Source organism: Bradyrhizobium sp. SMVTL-02 (genome assembly GCF_051853005.1).
Lineage (GTDB): Bacteria > Pseudomonadota > Alphaproteobacteria > Rhizobiales > Xanthobacteraceae > Bradyrhizobium.
In genome coordinates, this window is record NZ_CP182469.1 from 3,559,284 (window position 1) to 3,577,350 (window position 18,067).

Genomic DNA, 18,067 nt, shown 5'->3' on the forward strand with positions numbered 1-18,067 from the left:
ATGCGCGAAGACGAGCCGTTCCTGGTCCGCCACGCGGACCTCATTTTTGCTTTGAAGACGTTCGCCGCGTCGATGCTGGCGCTCGTCATCGCGCTGGCGATGGATTTGCCACGGCCTTATTGGGCAATGGCGACCGTCTACATCACCTCGCAGCCGCTGGCGGGGGCCACCAGCTCGAAGGCGTTCTTCCGCGTCATGGGCACGCTGGTCGGCGCCGTCATGACGGTGGCGCTGGTGCCGAACCTGATCGACGCGCCGGAACTGCTCTGCCTTGCCATCGCGCTCTGGGTCGGGCTTTGCCTCTATCTGTCGCTGCTCGATGGGACGCCGCGCAGCTACGTCTTCATGCTGGCCGGATACACGGTGGCGCTGATCGGTTTTCCGGCGGTCTCCGAGCCCGGTGCCATCTTCGACACCGCGGTGGCAAGGCTCGAGGAGATCTCGCTCGGCATCATCTGTGCAAGCCTGGTCTCCACCATCGTCTTTCCCCGCAGCGTCGCGCCGGCGGTCGCCCACCGCGTCGATAGTTGGCTGGCGGACGCGCGCCGCCTTAGCCAGGTCGTGCTGTTGCGGCAAGGTACTGCCGAGACCCGCCGCGGCAAGCGCCTCAAGCTTGCGACCGACATCGTCGAGATCGACACGCTCTCCACCCATCTTGCCTATGACCGCTTGACCGACCGCAACGCGGTGACGGGCCTTGGCGAAATCCGGCTCCGGATGTTGACGCTGCTGCCGGTTATCGCCTCGATCGAGGATCGACTGGCCGCCCTGGGCGAAGAAGCCCTGGGCCGGCAGCCCGAGCTGAAGCGGCTGCTGGAGGATCTGGCGCAATGGGTCGTGAGCGACGTCGGTGCACGGCAACCGGCCGAGCGGATCCGCGCCGCAATTGCGGAGCAGCAGGCGGTACTCGATGACAGCGCTGACTGGGAACGGATCATCACGACAAGTCTGCTGTTGCGGTTGCGCGAACTCGTCGATCTCTCGCGCGATTGCCGCGAGCTGACCGAGGCGATCGCCGACAACCGCAACGTCTCGACGCTTGAACTGGCTTTCCATTCCGAGGCCGGCGCCGCGCCGGTGCGCCACAGGGATCGCGGCCTCGCGTTGTGGTCGGCAGCCGGAGCGGCCGCGGCCATCCTGATCTGCTGCGCATTCTGGATCGGCACCGGCTGGCCGGACGGCGCCTCGGCGCCGATGATGGCGGCGGTCGCCTGCTCGTTCTTCGCCGCGCAGGACGAGCCGGCGCGCTTCATCCGCAGCTTCGGCCTGTGGTCGCTGGTCGCGATCGTCGTCGTCGCGATCTACCTGTTCGCACTGGTGCCCGCGATCTCCCATCTCGAGGTCCTGGTCCTCGCGCTGGCGCCGACCTTCCTGCTCTATGGCTTCCTGATCAGCCGGCCGGCGACGGCGGGCGCAGGCATGGCGCTCGCGGCGAACACCGCGACGCTGCTGGCAATTCAGTCGACCTACAACGCGGATTTTGCCGCCTATGCCAATTCCGCGGTCGCCTTCTTCGTCGGCGTTCTCATCGCCGAGATCGTGACCAGGATCGCGCGTGGGGTGGGCGCGGAGTGGATTGCCAACCGCCTGGTGCTGTCGAACTGGAAGACGCTTGCGGTCGCAGCCGAACGCCGCGGCGGGCGCGACCGAGCGGAGTTCGCCGGCCTCATGCTGCACCGGCTCGGGCTGCTGGTGCAGCGTATCGCCTTTCTCTCGGAGAGCGACCGGCGCGACGCCGACAGTCTGGTCCAGCTCCGCATCGGCATCAACATCATCGACCTGCGCCGCGCCCGCTACGGCCTTGCGGCATCCACCATTGCCGTCATCGACGACATGCTCGATCAGCTCGCCATGGCCTGCCGCAGCTACGCGGGTAACGGGATGCCGGCCCAGCTGCTGACGAGCGTCGACCGGGCACTGGTCCAGGCGGTGAAGGATCCCAATGACAGTGCGCGCGAAGACGCCCTGATCGGTCTCGTGGGCATCCGCCGTGGCCTGTTTCCGGACGCGCCGGCCTACCGGCCGCGCGCAGAAAGTGTTGCGGCATGAGATATGTGATCGACATCTACGGTGTGCTGGTGCCGGCGCTACTGCTCTGGATCATCGTCGCCTACGTCCTGAGCGCGCTACTGCGCCGGCTGATGCAGCGCTTCGACCTCTACCGGCTGGTGTGGCACCGCGCGCTTTTCGATTTCGCGATTTTCGTCTGCCTGCTCGGCGGCGTCGTCTATCTCTCGGAGTACCTCACATGAAGGGCAATCTTGCCTTGTTCGGTCGCATTGCGCTGACCGTCCTTGCCGTCGTCGCCGCGCTCGTCGTCGGCCGCGAGCTCTGGGTCTACTACATGGAGTCGCCCTGGACCCGCGACGGCCGCGTGCGCGCCGATGTGGTCCAGGTTGCTCCTGATGTCTCCGGCTTCGTCACCGAGGTGCTGGTCAAGGACAACCAGAAGGTCGGTCGCGGCGACGTTCTGTTCCGGATCGATCGGGAGCGCTTTGCGCTGGCGCTGCGGCAGGCCGATGCATCGGTGGCCGGTCATCAGGCCACGCTCGACCAGGCCAATGCCGATCTGAAACGCTACAGCACGCTGACGACCGATGCAGTCTCGCAGCAGAAGCAGGAGCAGGTCCTGGCCACCCAGCTCCAGGCCAAGGCTGCCTTCGATGCGGCCGTCGCCGATCGCGCCGTGGCGCAGCTCAACCTCGATCGCAGCGAGATCCGTGCCTCCGTCAACGGCGTGATCACCAACATGGATTTGCGCCCCGGCGCCTACGTCACCGCGGGCAAGGGCGTGATGGCGCTGGTCGACACCGACACGCTGCATGTCGAAGGCTATTTCGAGGAGACCAAGCTCGCGCGCATCCGCGTCGGCGACAGGGTCCAGGTCCGCCTGATGGGCGAGAAGACCACCCTCGCGGGTCACGTCGAGAGCATCGCCGCCGGTATCGAGGACCGCGACCGTGCGGAAGGCGCGAGCCTTCTCGCCAACGTCAACCCGACGTTCAGCTGGGTGCGGCTCGCCCAGCGCGTGCCGGTGCGGATTGCGCTCGACCCGAAGCCCGAAGCCTTGTCACTGGTGGCGGGGCGTTCCGCGACGGTAGAGGTATTGGACTAACGCAGCGAGCGGCTGATCGTGCTTGGGCTGGGGAAAACCGGCAACAAGCGTTTCAATGCCAAACCGTAACGCTAATCCTGACTCGCTTGTGTTGAGTCGGGGGACTGTATGGGCGTTTGGTTTTTAGTCCTGGCAGCCTGTGTCGTGGGCGCGTTGCTCCTCTTGGCGTTCTGCCGATAGCGCCGATAGCAGATGCAATTGTTGCTGCGAAGCATCAGCGAGCCGCGGAATAGCGGTTCCAGAGCAATGGTTTTTGACTGTGCATGGATGAACGCGTTCACTTCCGGGATCGGAGGCGGACGTGAGCTGGTTGTTTGTGTTTCTCATTGCCGCAAGCGCAGTCGTTCTGATCGCCCATGCGATTGACGCGATGCGTTCTTGAAAGGGCCTTTGATTCGGTTTCGTCGGTAGCTCGGTAAGCGCCGAAATGTTCCGAGGCGGGCAAGCATCAATTTGAGGAACCTGGCCCTGCGAGCCAAGGTTGTCACAGCAGGAGGAATACGATCATGCTTGCGTTCTATCTGCCGTTCATCATTTTCGGGGCGATCTTCGAAGCGATTTCGAATCAGAATGTATCTGCGCCGATCCAGGAGCCGCCAAGCTTCGACTAAACCCCCTGCGCCAAAGCGAGGCGTATTCGAGGTTGGTGAGCCCGGCGCCGTGGCTGGACTGCGGCAGGAACAGATTCCGGAGGCCTTCGGCACGGGCCAGCGGCTTCAGCTCCCTCGACGACGGGATAGACTTTTCACGGACCGAGCTCCTCCGCCTCGCGATAGAACCGTTCCTCGTTCGGATAGATGTGCCGGTCCATGAAGCTCTCGAGCTTGCGCTTGAGTTCGACGACCTTGGGCGACATCGAATAGAGCATCTTTCGTCCCCTTGACCGGGTAGGGCGGGCCTACGCGATTTCGAGATAGTCGGGGCCGGGAAGTGTCGGGAAGGGTGCCGTCGGGAGCGTCTGGTACCAGAATGCGACCGAGGCGATGTCGTCCTGCAACGGAAGATATTTTCCGTCCCTCGCGCCAGGCAGCCAGCCCAGCGCCTGGATGGTCACGCGCAGATCGCTGCGGAAGCGCACGGGATCGGGGATGTGCCAGCGATAGAGGCCAAAGCGCTGCTGCGATCTGTAGACGCCGTCGGGGCGGATCACCTGCGGCAGGCCAGCATAGGGCGTGGTGAATTCCTGGTAGCGCGATTGCTGGAACGGGGCCTGGCCGGCATGGGCGACATGGGGATCGAAATTGTAGGCGCCGCAGAAGTAATCCTCGGTGCCGGTGCCGCAGATGGTCGGGAACGCGCCGTCGCCGTCGATGAAGAACTTGATCTCGCCTTCGCCCCACCAGCCGTTGTTGTGGACGCCCCAGGCCATGTAGGTGCCGACATAATGGCCCGCGCCCCTGGCGCCATCGAGGATGGTGTAGACCTCCTTGTAAGCCAGCGGGTTGGTGCGACGGAATTGCGCATGGAAATAGGCGCAGTCCTCAGGCACGTCGGTCAGCGTGTAGTTGATCTGGTAATAGATGGTGAGTGCTTCATCGCTGCGGTTCTCCAGCGTGAACCGCGCGCGCTTGCGGAACGGCATCTCCCAGTAGCAGTTGAAGGCGCGGCCGGGATTGACGCAGACGGCGAGCGAGGAGACCTGGGCGAACTCCTCCCAGCCGCAGGTAAAGAAATCGCCGGCCGGACATTCCACGCTCGGCTGCTGCTGGTCATCCCAGTAGATGCGCAGGATCGAGTGGCGCAGGCGTCCGCGTGCCAGCGTCATCCAGATCTGCTGGATCGCCCCCTGGCCCTCGATGTCGGCGAGGGTGAAGGTCGTACCGGGCTCGATGACGACGTAAGGAGAGATCTTCCAGCCCTGGCCGAGATCGCGGGCCTGGCGCGCGGCGGGGCCGTCGACCGACATGCCGCCCTTGCCCTTCTCGCCGGTGAAATTCTCCGGGCTGATCGAGCGCGTCAGCGCATTCGAGAGGCGCGACAGATTGCCGAGATGCATGCCCAGTCCGGAAAACGTCATGATGTCCTCGATCCAAGGTGAGCGAGGCCTTGCTATATCGCTCCCGAACTGACCAAAACATGAAGACCGCACGCAGAATTGTCCGCACGCGGTCGAGGGGCGTCATGCGACGCGATATTCCTTGAACTTCTCGCGCAGCGCCGATTTCAGCACCTTGCCGGTGCCGGTCATCGGGAATTCGTCGAGGAATTCGACGGCATCCGGCAGCCACCAGCTCGCGATCCTCGGGCGCATGTGGTCGAGCAGCGTCTTGCCGTCGACGGTCGCGCCCTTCTTGCGGACGACGAGGAGCAGGGGGCGCTCCTGCCATTTCTCGTGCGCGATGGCGACCACGGCGGCCTGCAGCACGTCGGGGTGAGACAGGGCGATATCCTCGAGCTGGATCGAGGAGATCCACTCGCCGCCGGACTTGATCACGTCCTTGGAGCGGTCGGTGAGGGTGACGTGGCCCTGCGGGTCGATCACGGCCATGTCGCCGGTCATCAGCCAGCCGTCGCTGTCGAGGCCTTCATCGAGCTTCATGTAGCCCGACGCGACCCAGGGACCGCGGGCCCGCAGATGGCCGACGGTCTTGCCGTCGCGCGGCAGCTCAACGCCGGCATCGTCGACGATGCGCAAGGCCGTGCCGAAACAGGCGCGGCCCGAGACCTGGCGCCGGTCGAATTTCTCCTTCTCGCTGAGATGCTCCGAGCCGGGCCGCAGGCCCGGCATCGAGCAGCCCAGCGCCTCGGTCATGCCCCAGGCCTGGATGTAGTCGACATCGTACTCGCGCTTGAGCTTCTCGACCATCGCGCGCGGCGGGGCTGAGCCCGACGACAACGTTGCGCGCAGCGTCGTGAACTTGTTGCCGGTGCGCCCGAGCCAGTCGAGCAGGATCAGCCAGAAGCTCGGCACGCCCGCCGAGAGCGTTACCTTCTCGCCTTCCAGCAGTTCGTAGAGCTTGTCGGGCTCGTAGTTGCGGCCGGGCAGCACCAGCTTGGAGCCGGTATAGGGCGCGGTGAACGGCATGTTCCAGCCATTGCCGTGAAACAGCGGCGCCATCGGCATCATCACCTCGCGCACGCCTTCAACGTGGCCCGGCAGGAAGTCGAAATTGCAGCAGGTCATGGTCTGCAGGATCGCGGCGCGGTGCGAATAGATCACGCCCTTGGGATTGCCCGTCGTGCCCGAGGTGTAGCAGATGGTGGAGGCGGACTTTTCGTCGAACTCCGGCCAGGCGAAGCCGGCCTCGTCTTCCTTCTCCAGCAATTCCTCGTAGCAATGCACGTTGGCAAGCGTCGTCTCCGGCATCCGCTCGCGCGCGGACATCACGACATAGGCCTCGACCGTCTTCAGCTGCGGCGCGATCGCCTCGATGATCGGCAGCGTGGCACGGTCGATGAACAGCAGCCGGTCTTCGGCGTGGTTGATGATGTAGACGAGTTGCTCGGGAAACAGCCTCGGATTGACGGTGTGCAGCACGTAGCCCATGCCCGGTGCCGCATAGAACATCTCGAAATGGCGGTGGGTATTCCAGGCCAGCGTGCCGACGCGATCGCCTTGCGTCATGCCGAACCGCTTTAAGGCCAGGGCCATGCGCTTGATGCGGGGATGGGCGTCGGCATAAGTATAGCGGTGGATGTCGCCCTCGATCTCGCGCGCGACGATTTCCGCTTCGCCGTGATAATCGGCGGCGTACTGGATCAGGCCGCTGATCAGCAGCGGCATGTCCATCATCAATCCCTGCATGGCCTCCTCCGGATTTGCCACGTCGCCGCATGGCGTAGGCTTGTGATTTGCGCGGAGGGTAGCGGAACGTCACGCGGCGTTCACGCAAAAAACAGCTGCCGTGATTGCATGCATCTCTTTTTCAGGGCTAACGTGCGGTTGAGCTGCCTTGCGAAGCAGCATCCGCCGTGGAGAGAACGAATGTCAGCGGAAAGACACAAGACCGGCACGGCCGGCGAGCCTACGCTCGATATTTCCGCGCTCCGCGCGCGCTATCGCGACGAGCGCGACCGCCGTCTGCGCGCCGAGGGCAAAGCCCAGTACGTCGAGGTCACCGGCGAATTCGGCCGCTATCTCGACGATCCCTGGGCCGATCCGGGCTTTGTGCGCGAGCCTGTCAGCGAACAGACCGAGGTGCTCATCGTCGGTGGCGGTTTTGGCGGCCTGCTCTGTGGTGCGCGTCTGCGCGAAGCAGGCATCGTGGATTTTCGTATCGTGGAAAAGGCCGCCGATTTCGGCGGCACCTGGTACTGGAATCGCTACCCTGGAGCGGCCTGCGATACCGAGAGCTATATCTATTTGCCGCTCCTGGAGGAGACCGGCTACATGCCGGTGCGCAAATATGCGCGAGCGCCCGAGATCTATGAGCATTCCCGCCGTATCGGCCGTCACTTCTCGCTCTATGGGCGCGCGCTGTTTCAGACCGTGATCTCGCGCATGACCTGGCAGGAGCAGGAGGCGCGTTGGCTGGTCGAGACAGATCGTGGCGACCGCATCCGCGCGCGCTTCGTCATTCTCGCCGGCGGACCGCTGAGCCGTCCGAAGCTGCCGGGCATCCCCGGCATCGAGACGTTCAGAGGCAACAGCTTCCACACCAGCCGGTGGGACTACGCCTACACCGGCGGCAGCGCCGAGGGCGGCCTGACTGGACTCGCCGACAAGCGCGTCGGCATCATCGGCACCGGCGCCACCGCCGTGCAATGCGTGCCTCATCTCGGCCGCTCCGCGAAGAAACTCTACGTCTTCCAGCGCACGCCCTCCGCGATCGGCGTGCGCGATGACCGTCCGACGGATCGAGCCTGGGCGGACAGCCTCAAGCCGGGCTGGCAGCGCGAGCGCATGGACAATTTCACTGCCGTGATCTCGGGCGAGCCGTTCGAGCAGGACCTGGTGCAGGACGGCTGGACCGGCCTGCTCGGCGAGATCCTGCTGGCGCCGCGCCGGCAACCGCAGCCGATGACCTCGATGGAGGAGGCGCTGAAGGTCATCGAGCAGGCCGACTACCGGAAGATGGAAGAGATCCGCGCCCGCGTCGACGCGGTGGTGAAGGACGAAGCAGCCGCGGCCGCGCTGAAGCCCTGGTACAAGGCGTTCTGCAAGCGGCCGTGCTTCCACGACGAATATCTCGACACTTTTAATCAACCCAATGTGCATCTCGTCGACACCAAAGGGCAGGGCGTCGAGCACATCACGGAGAATGCCGTCGTCGTCGACGGCAAGGCCTACGAGCTCGACTGCCTGATCTATGCCAGCGGCTTCGAGGTCGGCACCGATTACGCGCGCCGCATGGGGTTCGAGGTCTACGGCCGCGATGGCACCAGCCTGTCCGAGCGCTGGCGCGACGGCGTCAAGACGATGCACGGCTTCTACAGCCGCGGTTTTCCGAACTGCTTCCTCATCGTCACGGTGCAGGCCGGCCAGAGCGCCAACTTCCCGCACATCATCGACGAGCAGTCGCAGCACATCGCCTATGTCATCGACCAGGCGCGCCAGCGCGGCGCCAGGACGCTGGAGCCCACCGTCGCCGCCGAGAACGCCTGGGTCGAGGAGGTGGTCAAGGCCGCGATCGGCCGCCAGACCTATCTCGCCGAATGCACGCCCGGCTATTACAACAACGAGGGCGTGTTCGATCCCATCGCCGCCAGAAACAGCCAGTACTGGCGCGGCCCGGTGGCGTTCCTCCGGATGCTCGACAGATGGCGCAAGGAGGGCAATCTGGACGGCCTGGAATTGACTTACGGGACCGCTGCGGAGGTCAGGGCTTGAGCGACATGATCCCGTCGCCGACAGGCGCCACGCGGCTCCACGTCATCGTCGGCGATCCCATCGCGCAGGTGCGCTCGCCCGCGGGCGTGTCGGCTGCCTTTGCTGCGCGCGGGCACGACAGCATTCTCGTGCCTGTTCAGGTGGCGCCAGGGGATTTGGCCGATTTCCTCTCGGTGGCAACGCGGCTGAAGAACCTCGACGGCATCGTCGTGACCATCCCGCACAAGTTCGCCTGCTATCAAGCCTGCGCAAGCGCGACGGCGCGGGCGCATTTTCTGCGGACCGTGAACCTGATGCGCCGGCGCCCCGACCGCGCATGGCATGGCGACATGGTCGACGGCCTCGGCTTCATCGGCGCGGCGCGGGCGAAGGGGATCGACCCTGCGGGCATGAGGGCGCTGCTTGTCGGCGCGGGCGGTGCGGGCTCGGCGATCGCTCTTGAACTGGTCGAGGCCGGGGTAAGCGAACTGGCGATCCATGACAGCCTAGCCGAGCGCCGCAACGCCCTGATCGACCGGCTCAGCGGCCTCGGCAAGGCGCCCGTGCGGGCCGGCACCATGGACCCCGCAGGCTTCGATTTCGTCGCCAATGCGACGCCTGCAGGGATGAATGATGGCGATCCGCTTCCGGTCGATGTGGTGCGGCTTGCGCGATCGGCCTATTGCGGCTGTGTCATCACAAAGCCCGAGGTCTCGCCGTTCATCGCGGCCGCCCGCACGCTCGGCTGCGTCACCGGGACTGGCACGGACATGTACCGGCAGCACCAGAGCATCATGGTGGATTTCCTGCTGGGAACGGACGAGGCGTGAGCGCTGGTGTCAAGGATTTTGCTTGCATTGATTGTATCATCCGGGACTTGAGCGATTGCAACTGACGTAGGATCATGCGCTTGCGCGAGCCGGTCGCGCAGCAGCAAGAGGAAAGCGCAATGATCAAGGGCAGGACAGTCGCAAGGGCGGTGATTGGCGCGACCGCGCTGCTGCTCTCCCTGCCTTCGGCCGAGGCCGCGCAATGCGGCAGCTCGCCGGCTGGCTTCGAGGCCTGGAAGCGCGAGTTCAGCGCGGAGGCGCAAGGCAAGGGGATCGGCCCCACCGCGCTGTCGGCGCTGATGCAGACCAATTACGCCAGCGCCACCATTGCTGCCGACCGCGGCCAGCGCAGCTTCTCGCTGACGCTGGACCAGTTCCTCGCCAAGCGCGGCGCCACCACAATCGTCGCCAAGGGGCGGCAACTCAAGCAGTCGCAGGCCGCCTTGTTCGCCTCGATCCAGCAGCGCTATGGCGTCCCGCCCGGGCCGCTGATCGCGATCTGGGGCATGGAGACCGGCTTCGGCAGCCAGCGCGGCAACCAGAACATGCTGTCGTCGATCGCGACGCTCGCTTATGATTGCCGCCGTCCCGAATTCTTCACGGACCAGCTCTATGCAGCGCTGAAGCTGATCGACCGCGGCACCCTGTCGGGATCGACCCGCGGGTCCATGCATGGCGAGGTCGGCCAGACCCAGTTCATGCCCAAGAACATCCTGGCCTATGGCACCGGTAATCTCGATGTCGCCGCCAATGCGCTGAACTCGACGGCCAATTTCCTCAAGGCCCATGGCTGGCGTGCGGGAGCCGGTTACCAGCCGGGCGAGCCGAATTTCGCAGCGATCGAGGCCTGGAATGCCGCCGGCGTCTATCAGAGGGCAATTGCGCTGATGGGCCGGCAGATCGACGAGGGAGGAGGGGCGGCGGCCTCGCGCTGATGAGTTGCGCGAACCGGCGTCCACTTCGCTCGAAAACGCTCTCGCTCAGCAAGGCGTGATGCACTGGTGCGAGAAAGTTGTTGCACTTGGGAACCGACGGCACGAGGTTTGCTTTGATCCGTTTCAGGGCTGGGAATGAGGAGACTCAACTATGGCAACCCAGATCGTGATGGACCAGACTGGCGACACCCGCCACGAGTTTGATCCTGGCAATGCCGAAGCGCTAGCGCGAGCCGAGCAGCGCTTTCGGGAGCTGACCGGAGCCGGCTTCACCGCTGCCTTCCGAACCGGACCCGGCGAAGTCACCCGGATCAAGTCGTTCGATCCGACCGCGCAGGAAACGCTGTTCTATCCCCGCTTGGTCGGCGGTTGATCTGAGCTGCTCATGTTCGCGGCACTGTGGTTCCGCGCGCCCGCGCGTGCCCGTTTGCACGCGCTGCGCGAACTCTACCGGCGCTTCTTCGGCGAGAACACGCCCGATGCGCGGGGCCGCCGGCTTCTGGCCGAGTGGCTGACGCCGGAGCAGCGCGCACAGTTCGAGCAGCACCGGTATTTCGACGTCATCGGCTGCGATACCGGCAAGAAGTACCGCATTCACTACGGCACCGCCGCCAACGTCCACGAGGTCGACGATGCCGGTCACGCGACCATGGGGTGGTGCTTCGTCCCCTCAGGCTTCCTCGTGCCCGGCGACGTGATGCTCGCGCAGAAGATCGCGCTCGAGACGGATGAAAAGAGCGCACTCGCGCTCGCCAACCGGTTTCCGCCGGCGACGCATTCAGAGCACTTTTACCGGCGGCCGTTTTAGGGACGCCGGTGCGATGCACTCAGTAATGCGTGGTGCGATAGGCATCCAGCGCATGCGCCGCAAAGATGCCGATGCTGCAAAGGGCGAGGACCGCGGAGATCAGTTCAATCATAGCTCGGCCTCCTGTCGCGGCTGCGCGGCCAGGTTCTGGCAGCAGGCATAGTCGTAGATCAGGTCGAGGAGGAATTGCATGGTAGCCGACCCTGTATTTATTTTGATAACGACTTAACCGGCCATCTGTTTCAGGGGTGTTTCGTCGCATCGGGAAAGAGGTTTCGCGGGGAACCCTGGGCTGGTTTGTGCGCCGCGGACCCGTTACATCGCAATTTCGCTAAATCCCTTGAGCCGCGCACTCTTGGCGGCGGCGCACCACGTTGCGAGGCAAAATCATGGCGCAGGTCGAGTGGTTCGACGATCTCACCATCGGAATGCGGTTCAAGTCGCCGGAGGTGGTGGTCACCGAGGCCGATATTAAGCGCTTCGCCGCCGAGTACGATCCGCAGCCGATGCACCTCGACCATGAGGCGGCCAAGGCGACCCTGTTCAAGGGGCTGGCTGCCTCGGGATGGCACACCGCCGCGATTGCCATGAACCTCGCGATCCAGGCCCGCCCGTTCGGCCCGCATCCCCTGATCGGCGCCGGTGTCGACGGGCTGCGCTGGACCATGCCGGTGCGGCCCAACGACCGTCTGCATCTGGTTGGGGAGGTCATGAGCCTGACGCCTTCGAAGTCGAAGCCGCAGGGCATCGCGCTGGTGAAATGGACCATGTTCAACCAGAACGGCGAGGAGGTTTACACGTTCACTCCGATTGCGATCGTGCCGCGACGGGGATAGGGCCGGGCGCTGGCCGTTGTCTCGTGGAGAACCGGAAGTAACTTGCCGCGCCAGCCGTCAGGATCGGCGTGATCGCCTTTCACCGGCTCAACGACACGGTCTTTCGCAAGACCGTGCTCGTTCCGTTGCTGATCTTAGGGATTTCCCTGATCTAATGCCCTTGACTAGTGCCCTTGGGCTTCGTGAAGTCCCTGGACGGGTGCCGCGCTGGTGTCGCTGCCGTGATGCAGCAGCGGCTTGTTGCCGGTGATGGTTCTGAGCAGCACGTAGAACACCGGCGTCAGGAACAGGCCGAACACGGTGACGCCGATCATGCCGGAGAACACCGCAACCCCCATCGCCCGCCGCATCTCCGAGCCCGCGCCGGTCGAGAGCACCAGCGGCAGCACGCCCATGATGAACGCCATCGACGTCATCAGGATCGGACGCAGCCGCAGCCGGCTCGCCTCGATCGCGGCGCGGATCGGCGTGCGTCCGGTGAATTCGAGCTCGCGCGCGAATTCGACGATCAGGATCGCGTTCTTGGCGGAGAGCCCGACCAGCACGATCAAGCCGATCTGGGTGAAGACGTTGTTGTCGCCCTTGGAGATCCAGACGCCGAACATTGCAGCGAGCAGGCCCATCGGCACGATCATGATGATCGAGAGCGGCAGGGTCAGGCTCTCATAGAGCGCGGCGAGCACGAGGAACACCAGCAGGATCGCCAGCGGGAACACCCAGATGCCGGAATTGCCGGCGATGAACTCCTGATAGGTCAGGTCGGTCCATTCGAAAGCGAAGCCGGGTGGAAGCACCTCCGCCGCGATCCGCGTCGCCGCCTCCTGCGCCTGGCCGGAGGAGAAGCCCGGCGCGGCGGCCGCGTTGATGTCGGAGGACAGGAAGCCGTTGTAGCGGATCGCGCGCTCCGGCCCCGCGCTCTGGCGGATCTTGAGCAGCGCCGACAGCGGCACCATGTCGCCGGATGACGAGCGCACCTTCAACTGCCTGATGTCGTCGGCACGGGCGCGGAACGGCGCGTCGGCCTGGACCCGGACCGAGTAGGTGCGGCCAAACTTGTTGAAGTCGTTGACGTAGTAGGACCCCAGGTAGATCTGCAGCGTGTTGAACACTTCCGTCACCGGCACGCCCAATTGCAGCGCCTTGGTGCGGTCGATATCGGCGAACAGCTGGGGCACGTTGACCTGGAAGCTCGAGAACACGCCGGCGATCTCAGGCGCCTTCTGCATCGCCGCCATGAACGCTTTCGTCGCCTCGTTCAGCGCGTCATAGCCGAGACCGGCGCGATCCTCGATCTGCAGCTTGAAGCCGCCGATGGTGCCGAGGCCGTTGACCGGCGGCGGCGGGAACATGGCGATGAAGGCCTCCTGGATACCCGCATACTTCTTGTTCAGCTCGGCCGCGATCGCGGGACCGCTGAGCGAGGGATCCTTGCGTTCGTCGAACGGTTTCAGCGTCGAGAACACGATGCCGGCGTTGGATGAGTTGGTGAAGCCGGAGATCGACAGGCCCGGGAAGGCGACCGAGCTCTCGACACCGGGCTGGGTCAGCGCGATGTCGCTCATCTTGCGGATCACCTCTTCGGTGCGGTCCAGCGTTGCGCCATCGGGCAGGCGGGCGAAGCCGACGAGGTACTGCTTGTCCTGGCCAGGCACGAAGCCGCTCGGCACCTGCTGGAACAGGAAGGCGGTGAGGCCGACCAGCACCACATAGAGGCCCATCACCGCGGCCTTGCCCGAGATCACCTTGGTGACGGTGCCGCTGTAGCTCTCCGAGGAGTAGGTGAACGCCCGATTGAAGCGGCGGAAGAACCAGCCGAGGCTCTTCTCCATGATGATCGTCAGCTTGTCCTTCGGCTCGTTATGGCCCTTGAGCAGCAGGGCCGACAGCGCCGGCGACAGCGTCAGCGAATTCACCGCCGAGATCACGGTCGAGATCGCGATGGTCAGCGCGAACTGCTTGTAGAACTGGCCGGTGAGGCCGGAGATGAAGGCCAGCGGCACGAACACCGCGATCAGCACCATCGCGATCGCGATGATCGGCCCGGACACCTCGCGCATCGCCTGATAGGTGGCATCGCGCGGCGAGAGCCCGGCCTCGATGTTGCGCTCGACGTTCTCGACCACGACGATGGCATCGTCGACGACGATGCCTATGGCGAGCACGAGGCCAAACAGGCTGAGCGCGTTGATGGAGAAGCCGAACGCGTGCATCACCGCGAACGTGCCGACGATCGACACCGGCACTGCGAGCAGCGGGATGATCGAGGCGCGCCAGGTCTGCAGGAACAGGATCACGACCAGCACCACCAGCGCGATCGCCTCCAGCAGCGTGTGGATCACGGCCTCGATCGAGGAGCGCACGAACTGGGTGGGGTCGTAGACGATCTGGTAGGATACGCCTTCCGGCATGTTCTTCTTGATCTCGTTCATGGTGGCGCGGACGTTGTCGGAGATCTGCAGCGCGTTGGAGCCGGGCGCCTGGAAGATCGGGATCGCCACCGCCTGCTTGTTGTCGAGCAGCGAGCGCAGGCCGTATTCGGAGGCCCCGAGCTCGATGCGCGCGAGGTCGCGCAGGCGGACGACTTCACCGCGGGTGCCCGTCTTCACCACGATGTCGCCGAACTGTTCCTCGTTGGCGAGCCGTCCTTCTGCGTTGACCGAGAGCTGGAGGTCGATACCCCTGACGTTCGGGGAGGAGCCGACCACGCCGGCGGCGGCCTCGACGTTCTGCGCCTGGATCGCCTTGACGATGTCGCTTGCGGTGAGCCCATGCTCGGCCGCCTTCTGCGGATCGACCCACACCCGCATGGAATAGTCACCGGCGCCGTAGAGCTGGACGTCGCCGACACCGTCGATCCGCGCCAGCCGGTCCTTGACGTTGAGCACCGCATAGTTGCGCAAATACGTCATGTCGTAGCGGCCGTTGGGCGACAACAGATGCACGACCATCGTGAGGTCGGGCGAGGACTTCTTGGTGATGATGCCGAGCTGGCGCACCACGGCGGGGAGGCGGGGCTCGGCCTGCTGCACGCGGTTCTGCACCAGCTGCGTCGCCTTGTCGGGGTCGGTGCCGAGGCGGAACGTCACCGTCAGCGTCATCGCGCCGTCGGTGGTCGCCTGGCTCGACATGTAGAGCATGCCTTCGACGCCGTTGATCTGTTCCTCGATGGGCGTAGCCACCGTTTCCGCGATCACCTTGGGATTGGCGCCGGGATAGGTTGCCCGCACCAGCACCGAAGGGGGCACGACATCGGGATATTCCGAGATCGGCATCGCGAATAGCGAGATCAGGCCGGCAAGGAAGATCAGCACCGACAGCACGCCGGCAAAGATCGGACGATCGATGAAGAACTTTGAGAGATTCATGGCTTTGCCCCTGCGCGAAACAGCTCTCCCGTCATTCCGGGAGGGGGCTGAGCCCGCGCCCGGAATCGAGAAGTGTTGTCCTGGTCGGTCTAGACGTCGTCCTTCCGGGCTCGCGTGGTGCGCGGCCCGGCAGGACGTGGCTAACGTTGCACCACGTCCTGGTTGCTGTGGTTCGAGGCCTGTTGCCCGCGTGCACCCATTGCCGCGACCTCCGTCTTGAGGAGGGCGCCGGGACGCACGCGCTGCAGACCATTCACGACGATGCGGTCGCCGGGCTTCAGCCCCTCGGTCACGATGCGAAGTCCGTCGACCGCGCCGCCGAGCGTGATCGGCCGGTACACCGCGCGGCTATCGTCGCCGACCGCCATCACGAACTTCTTGTCCTGGTCGGTGCCGATCGCGCGCTCGTCGATCATCACCAGGGTCTGCTGCTTCGGCTGTCCCATGCGCACTCGGGCGAACTGGCCGGGAATGAGACGCCCGTCATCGTTCCGGAACACAGCGCGGACGCGGATGGTGCCGCTCTGGCCGTTGACCTGGTTGTCGATGAGCTGGATGTGGCCCTTCGCCGAGAGGCCGCCCGAGGTCGCCATCTCGACCGGGATCTGGTCGAGCTTGCCGCGTTGACCCGAGCCGTCCGCGATCGAGTTCAGCGCGCGCAGCACGACCTCTTCATCCGCATCGAAGGACGCGTAGATCGGATTGACCGAGACCAGCGAGGTCAGCACCGGGGAGGCGGTGCCGGCGGCGACGAGATTGCCGACGGTGACCTCGATCTTGCCAACGCGGCCGTCCACCGGAGCGCGCACCTCGGTGTAGTCGAGATTGAGCTTGGCGGTCTGAAGCGTCGCTTCCGCCGCCTTGACGTTGGCGATCGCCTCGCGATTGGCGTTGTCGCGCTGGTCGTAGTCACGCCGGGTGACGACGGCGTTGCCGACGAGCTGCGCTCCGCGCTCGAGCTCGCTCTGGGTGAACACGACGCGCGCCTTGGCGGCCTCGAGCTGGGCGGCGGCCTTGTCGACCTCGGCCGCGTAAGGCGCCGGATCGATCTTGAACAGCACGTCGCCGGCCTTCACCAGCGCGCCCTCGGTGAACTTGGTGGAGAGGATCGCTCCCGCAACCCGCGGGCGCAGCTCGACGCGTTGGATCGCCTCGAGCCGGCCGGAGAAATCATCCCAGAGCACGGTCTGCTTGGGTTCGATGAGGGCCACCGTCACAGGGACGGCTTGCTCGGCCGCGGCCGCCGTTGCGGTCGCCCGCGCGGCATGGAAGTAGTGGTCGGTCGCGATCGAGCCGGCCACGGCGAGGGCGCCCACGATGGCGGCCCCGCCGAGAAGGCGGCGGATACGGCCGGCGCGGGAGGTGTTTTGGGAGGGGGGCATTTGCGCGCTCCAGATCTGTAGTGTTCACTACAGATGTAGAGCTGGATATCCCCGCGCAAGATACTTATGTACCGATCGCTAAGAAAATTGTAGATGTTACCGCAAGAACGGGAAGGCCAAAGAGAAAATAAAGCAAGAACAAGCAGATAACGTCTGCTGTTGATGTGGGGCGAAGCGCCGATTGTGAGGAGACCGAAGACATGGGCATCGGACGCCCCCGCGAATTCGATGCCGATCTGGCATTGGACCAGGCGATGGAAGTGTTTTGGCGCCATGGCTATGAGGGCGCCACGATCGCCCAGCTCACCGAGGCCATGGGCATCAACCCGCCGAGCCTCTATGCCTGCTTCGGCAACAAGGAAGGCCTGCTGAAGGCCGCGCTCGACCGTTATACCAAGCTGCGCGGCGCCTGGATGGACGAGGTGGTCGCAGCCCCCACCGCCCGCGAGGTTGTCGAGCGGATGCTGATGGGCATCGCGGACAAACAGACAGATCCCGCCAACCCGCCCGGCTGCCTGCTCGTGCAGGGCGGCATCGCCTGCGGCACCGGCTCCGAGAACGTCCCCTTCGAGCTCGCCGCCCGCAGAGCCCAGAACCAGGACCAGCTCCGCGACCGTTTCGTCCGGGCCAAGGCGGAAGGCGATCTCAGGGAAAGCGCCGACCCCGCCGCGCTCGCGCGCTATGTCTCGGCTGTCTCCGTCGGCATGGGCGTGATGGCGTCTTCGGGTTCGGACCGAGAGGCGCTGCGGCAGGTGGCCAGTGTCGCGGTGCAGGCCGTCGAGGCGCAGTCGGTGCGGAAGTAGACCGTGAGTAACGCGCAACCGCGCCTTGTTGTTGGTCGTGAGCTCGTCGTAGCAGGAAGGCCCAATGAGCCCGCGCCAGCGAATTGGTCGCGATGTGCCCGGAAGCAGGCGCATTATGTTCGCTTTGAGTTCTGTTGTGCTTGACCCTGCGCGAGCTTTCACTCAAGGCAGCGGACTCTCCAAAGCATGATCCGGAAAAGTGCGAAGCGGTTTTCCGAAAGATATTGCTCAAACAATAACCTAA

Annotated in this window: 15 protein-coding genes; 10 read left to right on the plus strand and 5 right to left on the minus strand. The window is 64.8% G+C overall.

Annotation, left to right across the window (positions count from 1 at the left end; genetic code table 11):
* Genes ACNJYB_RS16565 through ACNJYB_RS16575 form a run of 3 tightly spaced genes read left to right on the plus strand, consistent with a single transcriptional unit; the run spans nucleotide 1 to nucleotide 3,115 of the window.
* Nucleotides 1-2,049, plus strand: coding sequence for an FUSC family protein (locus ACNJYB_RS16565; protein WP_439374916.1), 2,049 nt, complete (start codon nucleotides 1-3; stop codon nucleotides 2,047-2,049).
* Nucleotides 2,046-2,252 carry a DUF1656 domain-containing protein gene (locus ACNJYB_RS16570; protein WP_211409282.1) on the plus strand — a complete coding sequence of 69 codons (207 nt, stop codon included), beginning with the start codon at nucleotides 2,046-2,048 and terminating at the stop codon, nucleotides 2,250-2,252. Before ACNJYB_RS16565 ends, ACNJYB_RS16570 begins: the two co-directional genes overlap by 4 nt.
* Nucleotides 2,249-3,115, plus strand: a complete 867-nt coding sequence (locus ACNJYB_RS16575) for an efflux RND transporter periplasmic adaptor subunit (protein ID WP_439374917.1) — start codon at nucleotides 2,249-2,251, stop codon at nucleotides 3,113-3,115. Before ACNJYB_RS16570 ends, ACNJYB_RS16575 begins: the two co-directional genes overlap by 4 nt.
* A 745-nt stretch (nucleotides 3,116-3,860) precedes the next feature.
* On the opposite strand, the gene ACNJYB_RS16580 is transcribed toward ACNJYB_RS16575, so the two are convergent.
* The 3 genes from ACNJYB_RS16580 to ACNJYB_RS16590 all read right to left on the minus strand — a co-directional run bounded on the left by ACNJYB_RS16580 (nucleotide 3,861) and on the right by ACNJYB_RS16590 (nucleotide 6,860).
* Entirely contained in the window at nucleotides 3,861-3,983 is a 123-nt protein-coding gene (locus ACNJYB_RS16580; RefSeq protein ID WP_439374918.1) for a hypothetical protein, read from the minus strand.
* A 30-nt stretch (nucleotides 3,984-4,013) separates the two neighbouring features.
* Entirely contained in the window at nucleotides 4,014-5,132 is a 1,119-nt protein-coding gene (locus ACNJYB_RS16585) for a glycoside hydrolase family 172 protein (protein ID WP_439374919.1), read from the minus strand.
* Between the two features lie 102 nt (nucleotides 5,133-5,234).
* Nucleotides 5,235-6,860, minus strand: coding sequence for a long-chain fatty acid--CoA ligase (locus ACNJYB_RS16590; protein WP_439374920.1), 1,626 nt, complete (start codon nucleotides 6,858-6,860; stop codon nucleotides 5,235-5,237).
* Nucleotides 6,861-7,040: 180 nt separating this feature from the next.
* On the opposite strand from ACNJYB_RS16590, the gene ACNJYB_RS16595 reads away from it, so the two are divergent.
* The 6 genes from ACNJYB_RS16595 (at nucleotide 7,041) to ACNJYB_RS16620 (ending at nucleotide 12,273) form a co-directional block, all read left to right on the plus strand.
* Nucleotides 7,041-8,885, plus strand: a complete 1,845-nt coding sequence (locus ACNJYB_RS16595) for a flavin-containing monooxygenase (RefSeq protein ID WP_439374921.1) — start codon at nucleotides 7,041-7,043, stop codon at nucleotides 8,883-8,885.
* A 5-nt stretch (nucleotides 8,886-8,890) separates the two neighbouring features.
* Nucleotides 8,891-9,694, plus strand: a complete 804-nt coding sequence (locus ACNJYB_RS16600) for a shikimate dehydrogenase family protein (protein ID WP_439375575.1) — start codon at nucleotides 8,891-8,893, stop codon at nucleotides 9,692-9,694.
* A gap of 119 nt (nucleotides 9,695-9,813) precedes the next feature.
* Nucleotides 9,814-10,629: a lytic murein transglycosylase gene (locus tag ACNJYB_RS16605; RefSeq protein ID WP_439374922.1), complete on the plus strand. Its 816-nt coding sequence runs from the start codon at nucleotides 9,814-9,816 to the stop codon at nucleotides 10,627-10,629.
* Between the two features lie 151 nt (nucleotides 10,630-10,780).
* The gene (locus ACNJYB_RS16610; RefSeq protein WP_008137329.1) at nucleotides 10,781-11,002 is read left to right on the plus strand and encodes a hypothetical protein; all 222 of its coding nucleotides are present in this window, start codon (nucleotides 10,781-10,783) and stop codon (nucleotides 11,000-11,002) included.
* Nucleotides 11,003-11,014: 12 nt separating this feature from the next.
* The gene (locus ACNJYB_RS16615; RefSeq protein ID WP_439374923.1) at nucleotides 11,015-11,437 is read left to right on the plus strand and encodes a hypothetical protein; all 423 of its coding nucleotides are present in this window, start codon (nucleotides 11,015-11,017) and stop codon (nucleotides 11,435-11,437) included.
* A gap of 389 nt (nucleotides 11,438-11,826) precedes the next feature.
* A complete protein-coding gene (locus tag ACNJYB_RS16620) occupies nucleotides 11,827-12,273 on the plus strand; it encodes a MaoC family dehydratase (RefSeq protein WP_439374924.1) in 447 nt (148 codons plus the stop codon).
* 164 nt (nucleotides 12,274-12,437) lie between these two features.
* Here ACNJYB_RS16620 and ACNJYB_RS16625 read toward each other — a convergent pair whose 3' ends face one another.
* Both ACNJYB_RS16625 and ACNJYB_RS16630 read right to left on the minus strand, forming a co-directional pair.
* Complete coding sequence (locus ACNJYB_RS16625) at nucleotides 12,438-15,638, minus strand: efflux RND transporter permease subunit (RefSeq protein WP_439374925.1); 3,201 nt, start codon at nucleotides 15,636-15,638, stop codon at nucleotides 12,438-12,440.
* Between the two features lie 140 nt (nucleotides 15,639-15,778).
* Nucleotides 15,779-17,020 (minus strand): efflux RND transporter periplasmic adaptor subunit, encoded by a 1,242-nt coding sequence (locus tag ACNJYB_RS16630; RefSeq protein ID WP_439374926.1) that lies wholly within the window; start codon nucleotides 17,018-17,020, stop codon nucleotides 15,779-15,781.
* Nucleotides 17,021-17,220: 200 nt separating this feature from the next.
* Between ACNJYB_RS16630 and ACNJYB_RS16635 the strand changes: the two genes are divergently transcribed.
* Nucleotides 17,221-17,823, plus strand: a complete 603-nt coding sequence (locus ACNJYB_RS16635) for a TetR/AcrR family transcriptional regulator (protein ID WP_439374927.1) — start codon at nucleotides 17,221-17,223, stop codon at nucleotides 17,821-17,823.
* The last annotated feature ends 244 nt before the right edge of the window (nucleotides 17,824-18,067 follow it).

Bases quoted from the DNA above. Each gene is read 5' to 3' on its own strand.
- ACNJYB_RS16595 (WP_439374921.1), top strand. From the start codon at position 7,041: ATGTCAGCGGAAAGACACAAGACCGGCACGGCCGGCGAGCCTACGCTC.
- ACNJYB_RS16565 (WP_439374916.1), top strand. From the start codon at position 1: ATGCGCGAAGACGAGCCGTTCCTGGTCCGCCACGCGGACCTCATTTTT.
- ACNJYB_RS16605 (WP_439374922.1), top strand. From the start codon at position 9,814: ATGATCAAGGGCAGGACAGTCGCAAGGGCGGTGATTGGCGCGACCGCG.
- ACNJYB_RS16585 (WP_439374919.1), bottom strand. From the start codon at position 5,132: ATGACGTTTTCCGGACTGGGCATGCATCTCGGCAATCTGTCGCGCCTC.
- ACNJYB_RS16630 (WP_439374926.1), bottom strand. From the start codon at position 17,020: ATGCCCCCCTCCCAAAACACCTCCCGCGCCGGCCGTATCCGCCGCCTT.
- ACNJYB_RS16570 (WP_211409282.1), top strand. From the start codon at position 2,046: ATGAGATATGTGATCGACATCTACGGTGTGCTGGTGCCGGCGCTACTG.
- ACNJYB_RS16625 (WP_439374925.1), bottom strand. From the start codon at position 15,638: ATGAATCTCTCAAAGTTCTTCATCGATCGTCCGATCTTTGCCGGCGTG.
- ACNJYB_RS16590 (WP_439374920.1), bottom strand. From the start codon at position 6,860: ATGCAGGGATTGATGATGGACATGCCGCTGCTGATCAGCGGCCTGATC.
- ACNJYB_RS16615 (WP_439374923.1), top strand. From the start codon at position 11,015: ATGTTCGCGGCACTGTGGTTCCGCGCGCCCGCGCGTGCCCGTTTGCAC.
- ACNJYB_RS16620 (WP_439374924.1), top strand. From the start codon at position 11,827: ATGGCGCAGGTCGAGTGGTTCGACGATCTCACCATCGGAATGCGGTTC.
- ACNJYB_RS16610 (WP_008137329.1), top strand. From the start codon at position 10,781: ATGGCAACCCAGATCGTGATGGACCAGACTGGCGACACCCGCCACGAG.
- ACNJYB_RS16635 (WP_439374927.1), top strand. From the start codon at position 17,221: ATGGGCATCGGACGCCCCCGCGAATTCGATGCCGATCTGGCATTGGAC.
- ACNJYB_RS16575 (WP_439374917.1), top strand. From the start codon at position 2,249: ATGAAGGGCAATCTTGCCTTGTTCGGTCGCATTGCGCTGACCGTCCTT.
- ACNJYB_RS16600 (WP_439375575.1), top strand. From the start codon at position 8,891: ATGATCCCGTCGCCGACAGGCGCCACGCGGCTCCACGTCATCGTCGGC.
- ACNJYB_RS16580 (WP_439374918.1), bottom strand. From the start codon at position 3,983: ATGCTCTATTCGATGTCGCCCAAGGTCGTCGAACTCAAGCGCAAGCTC.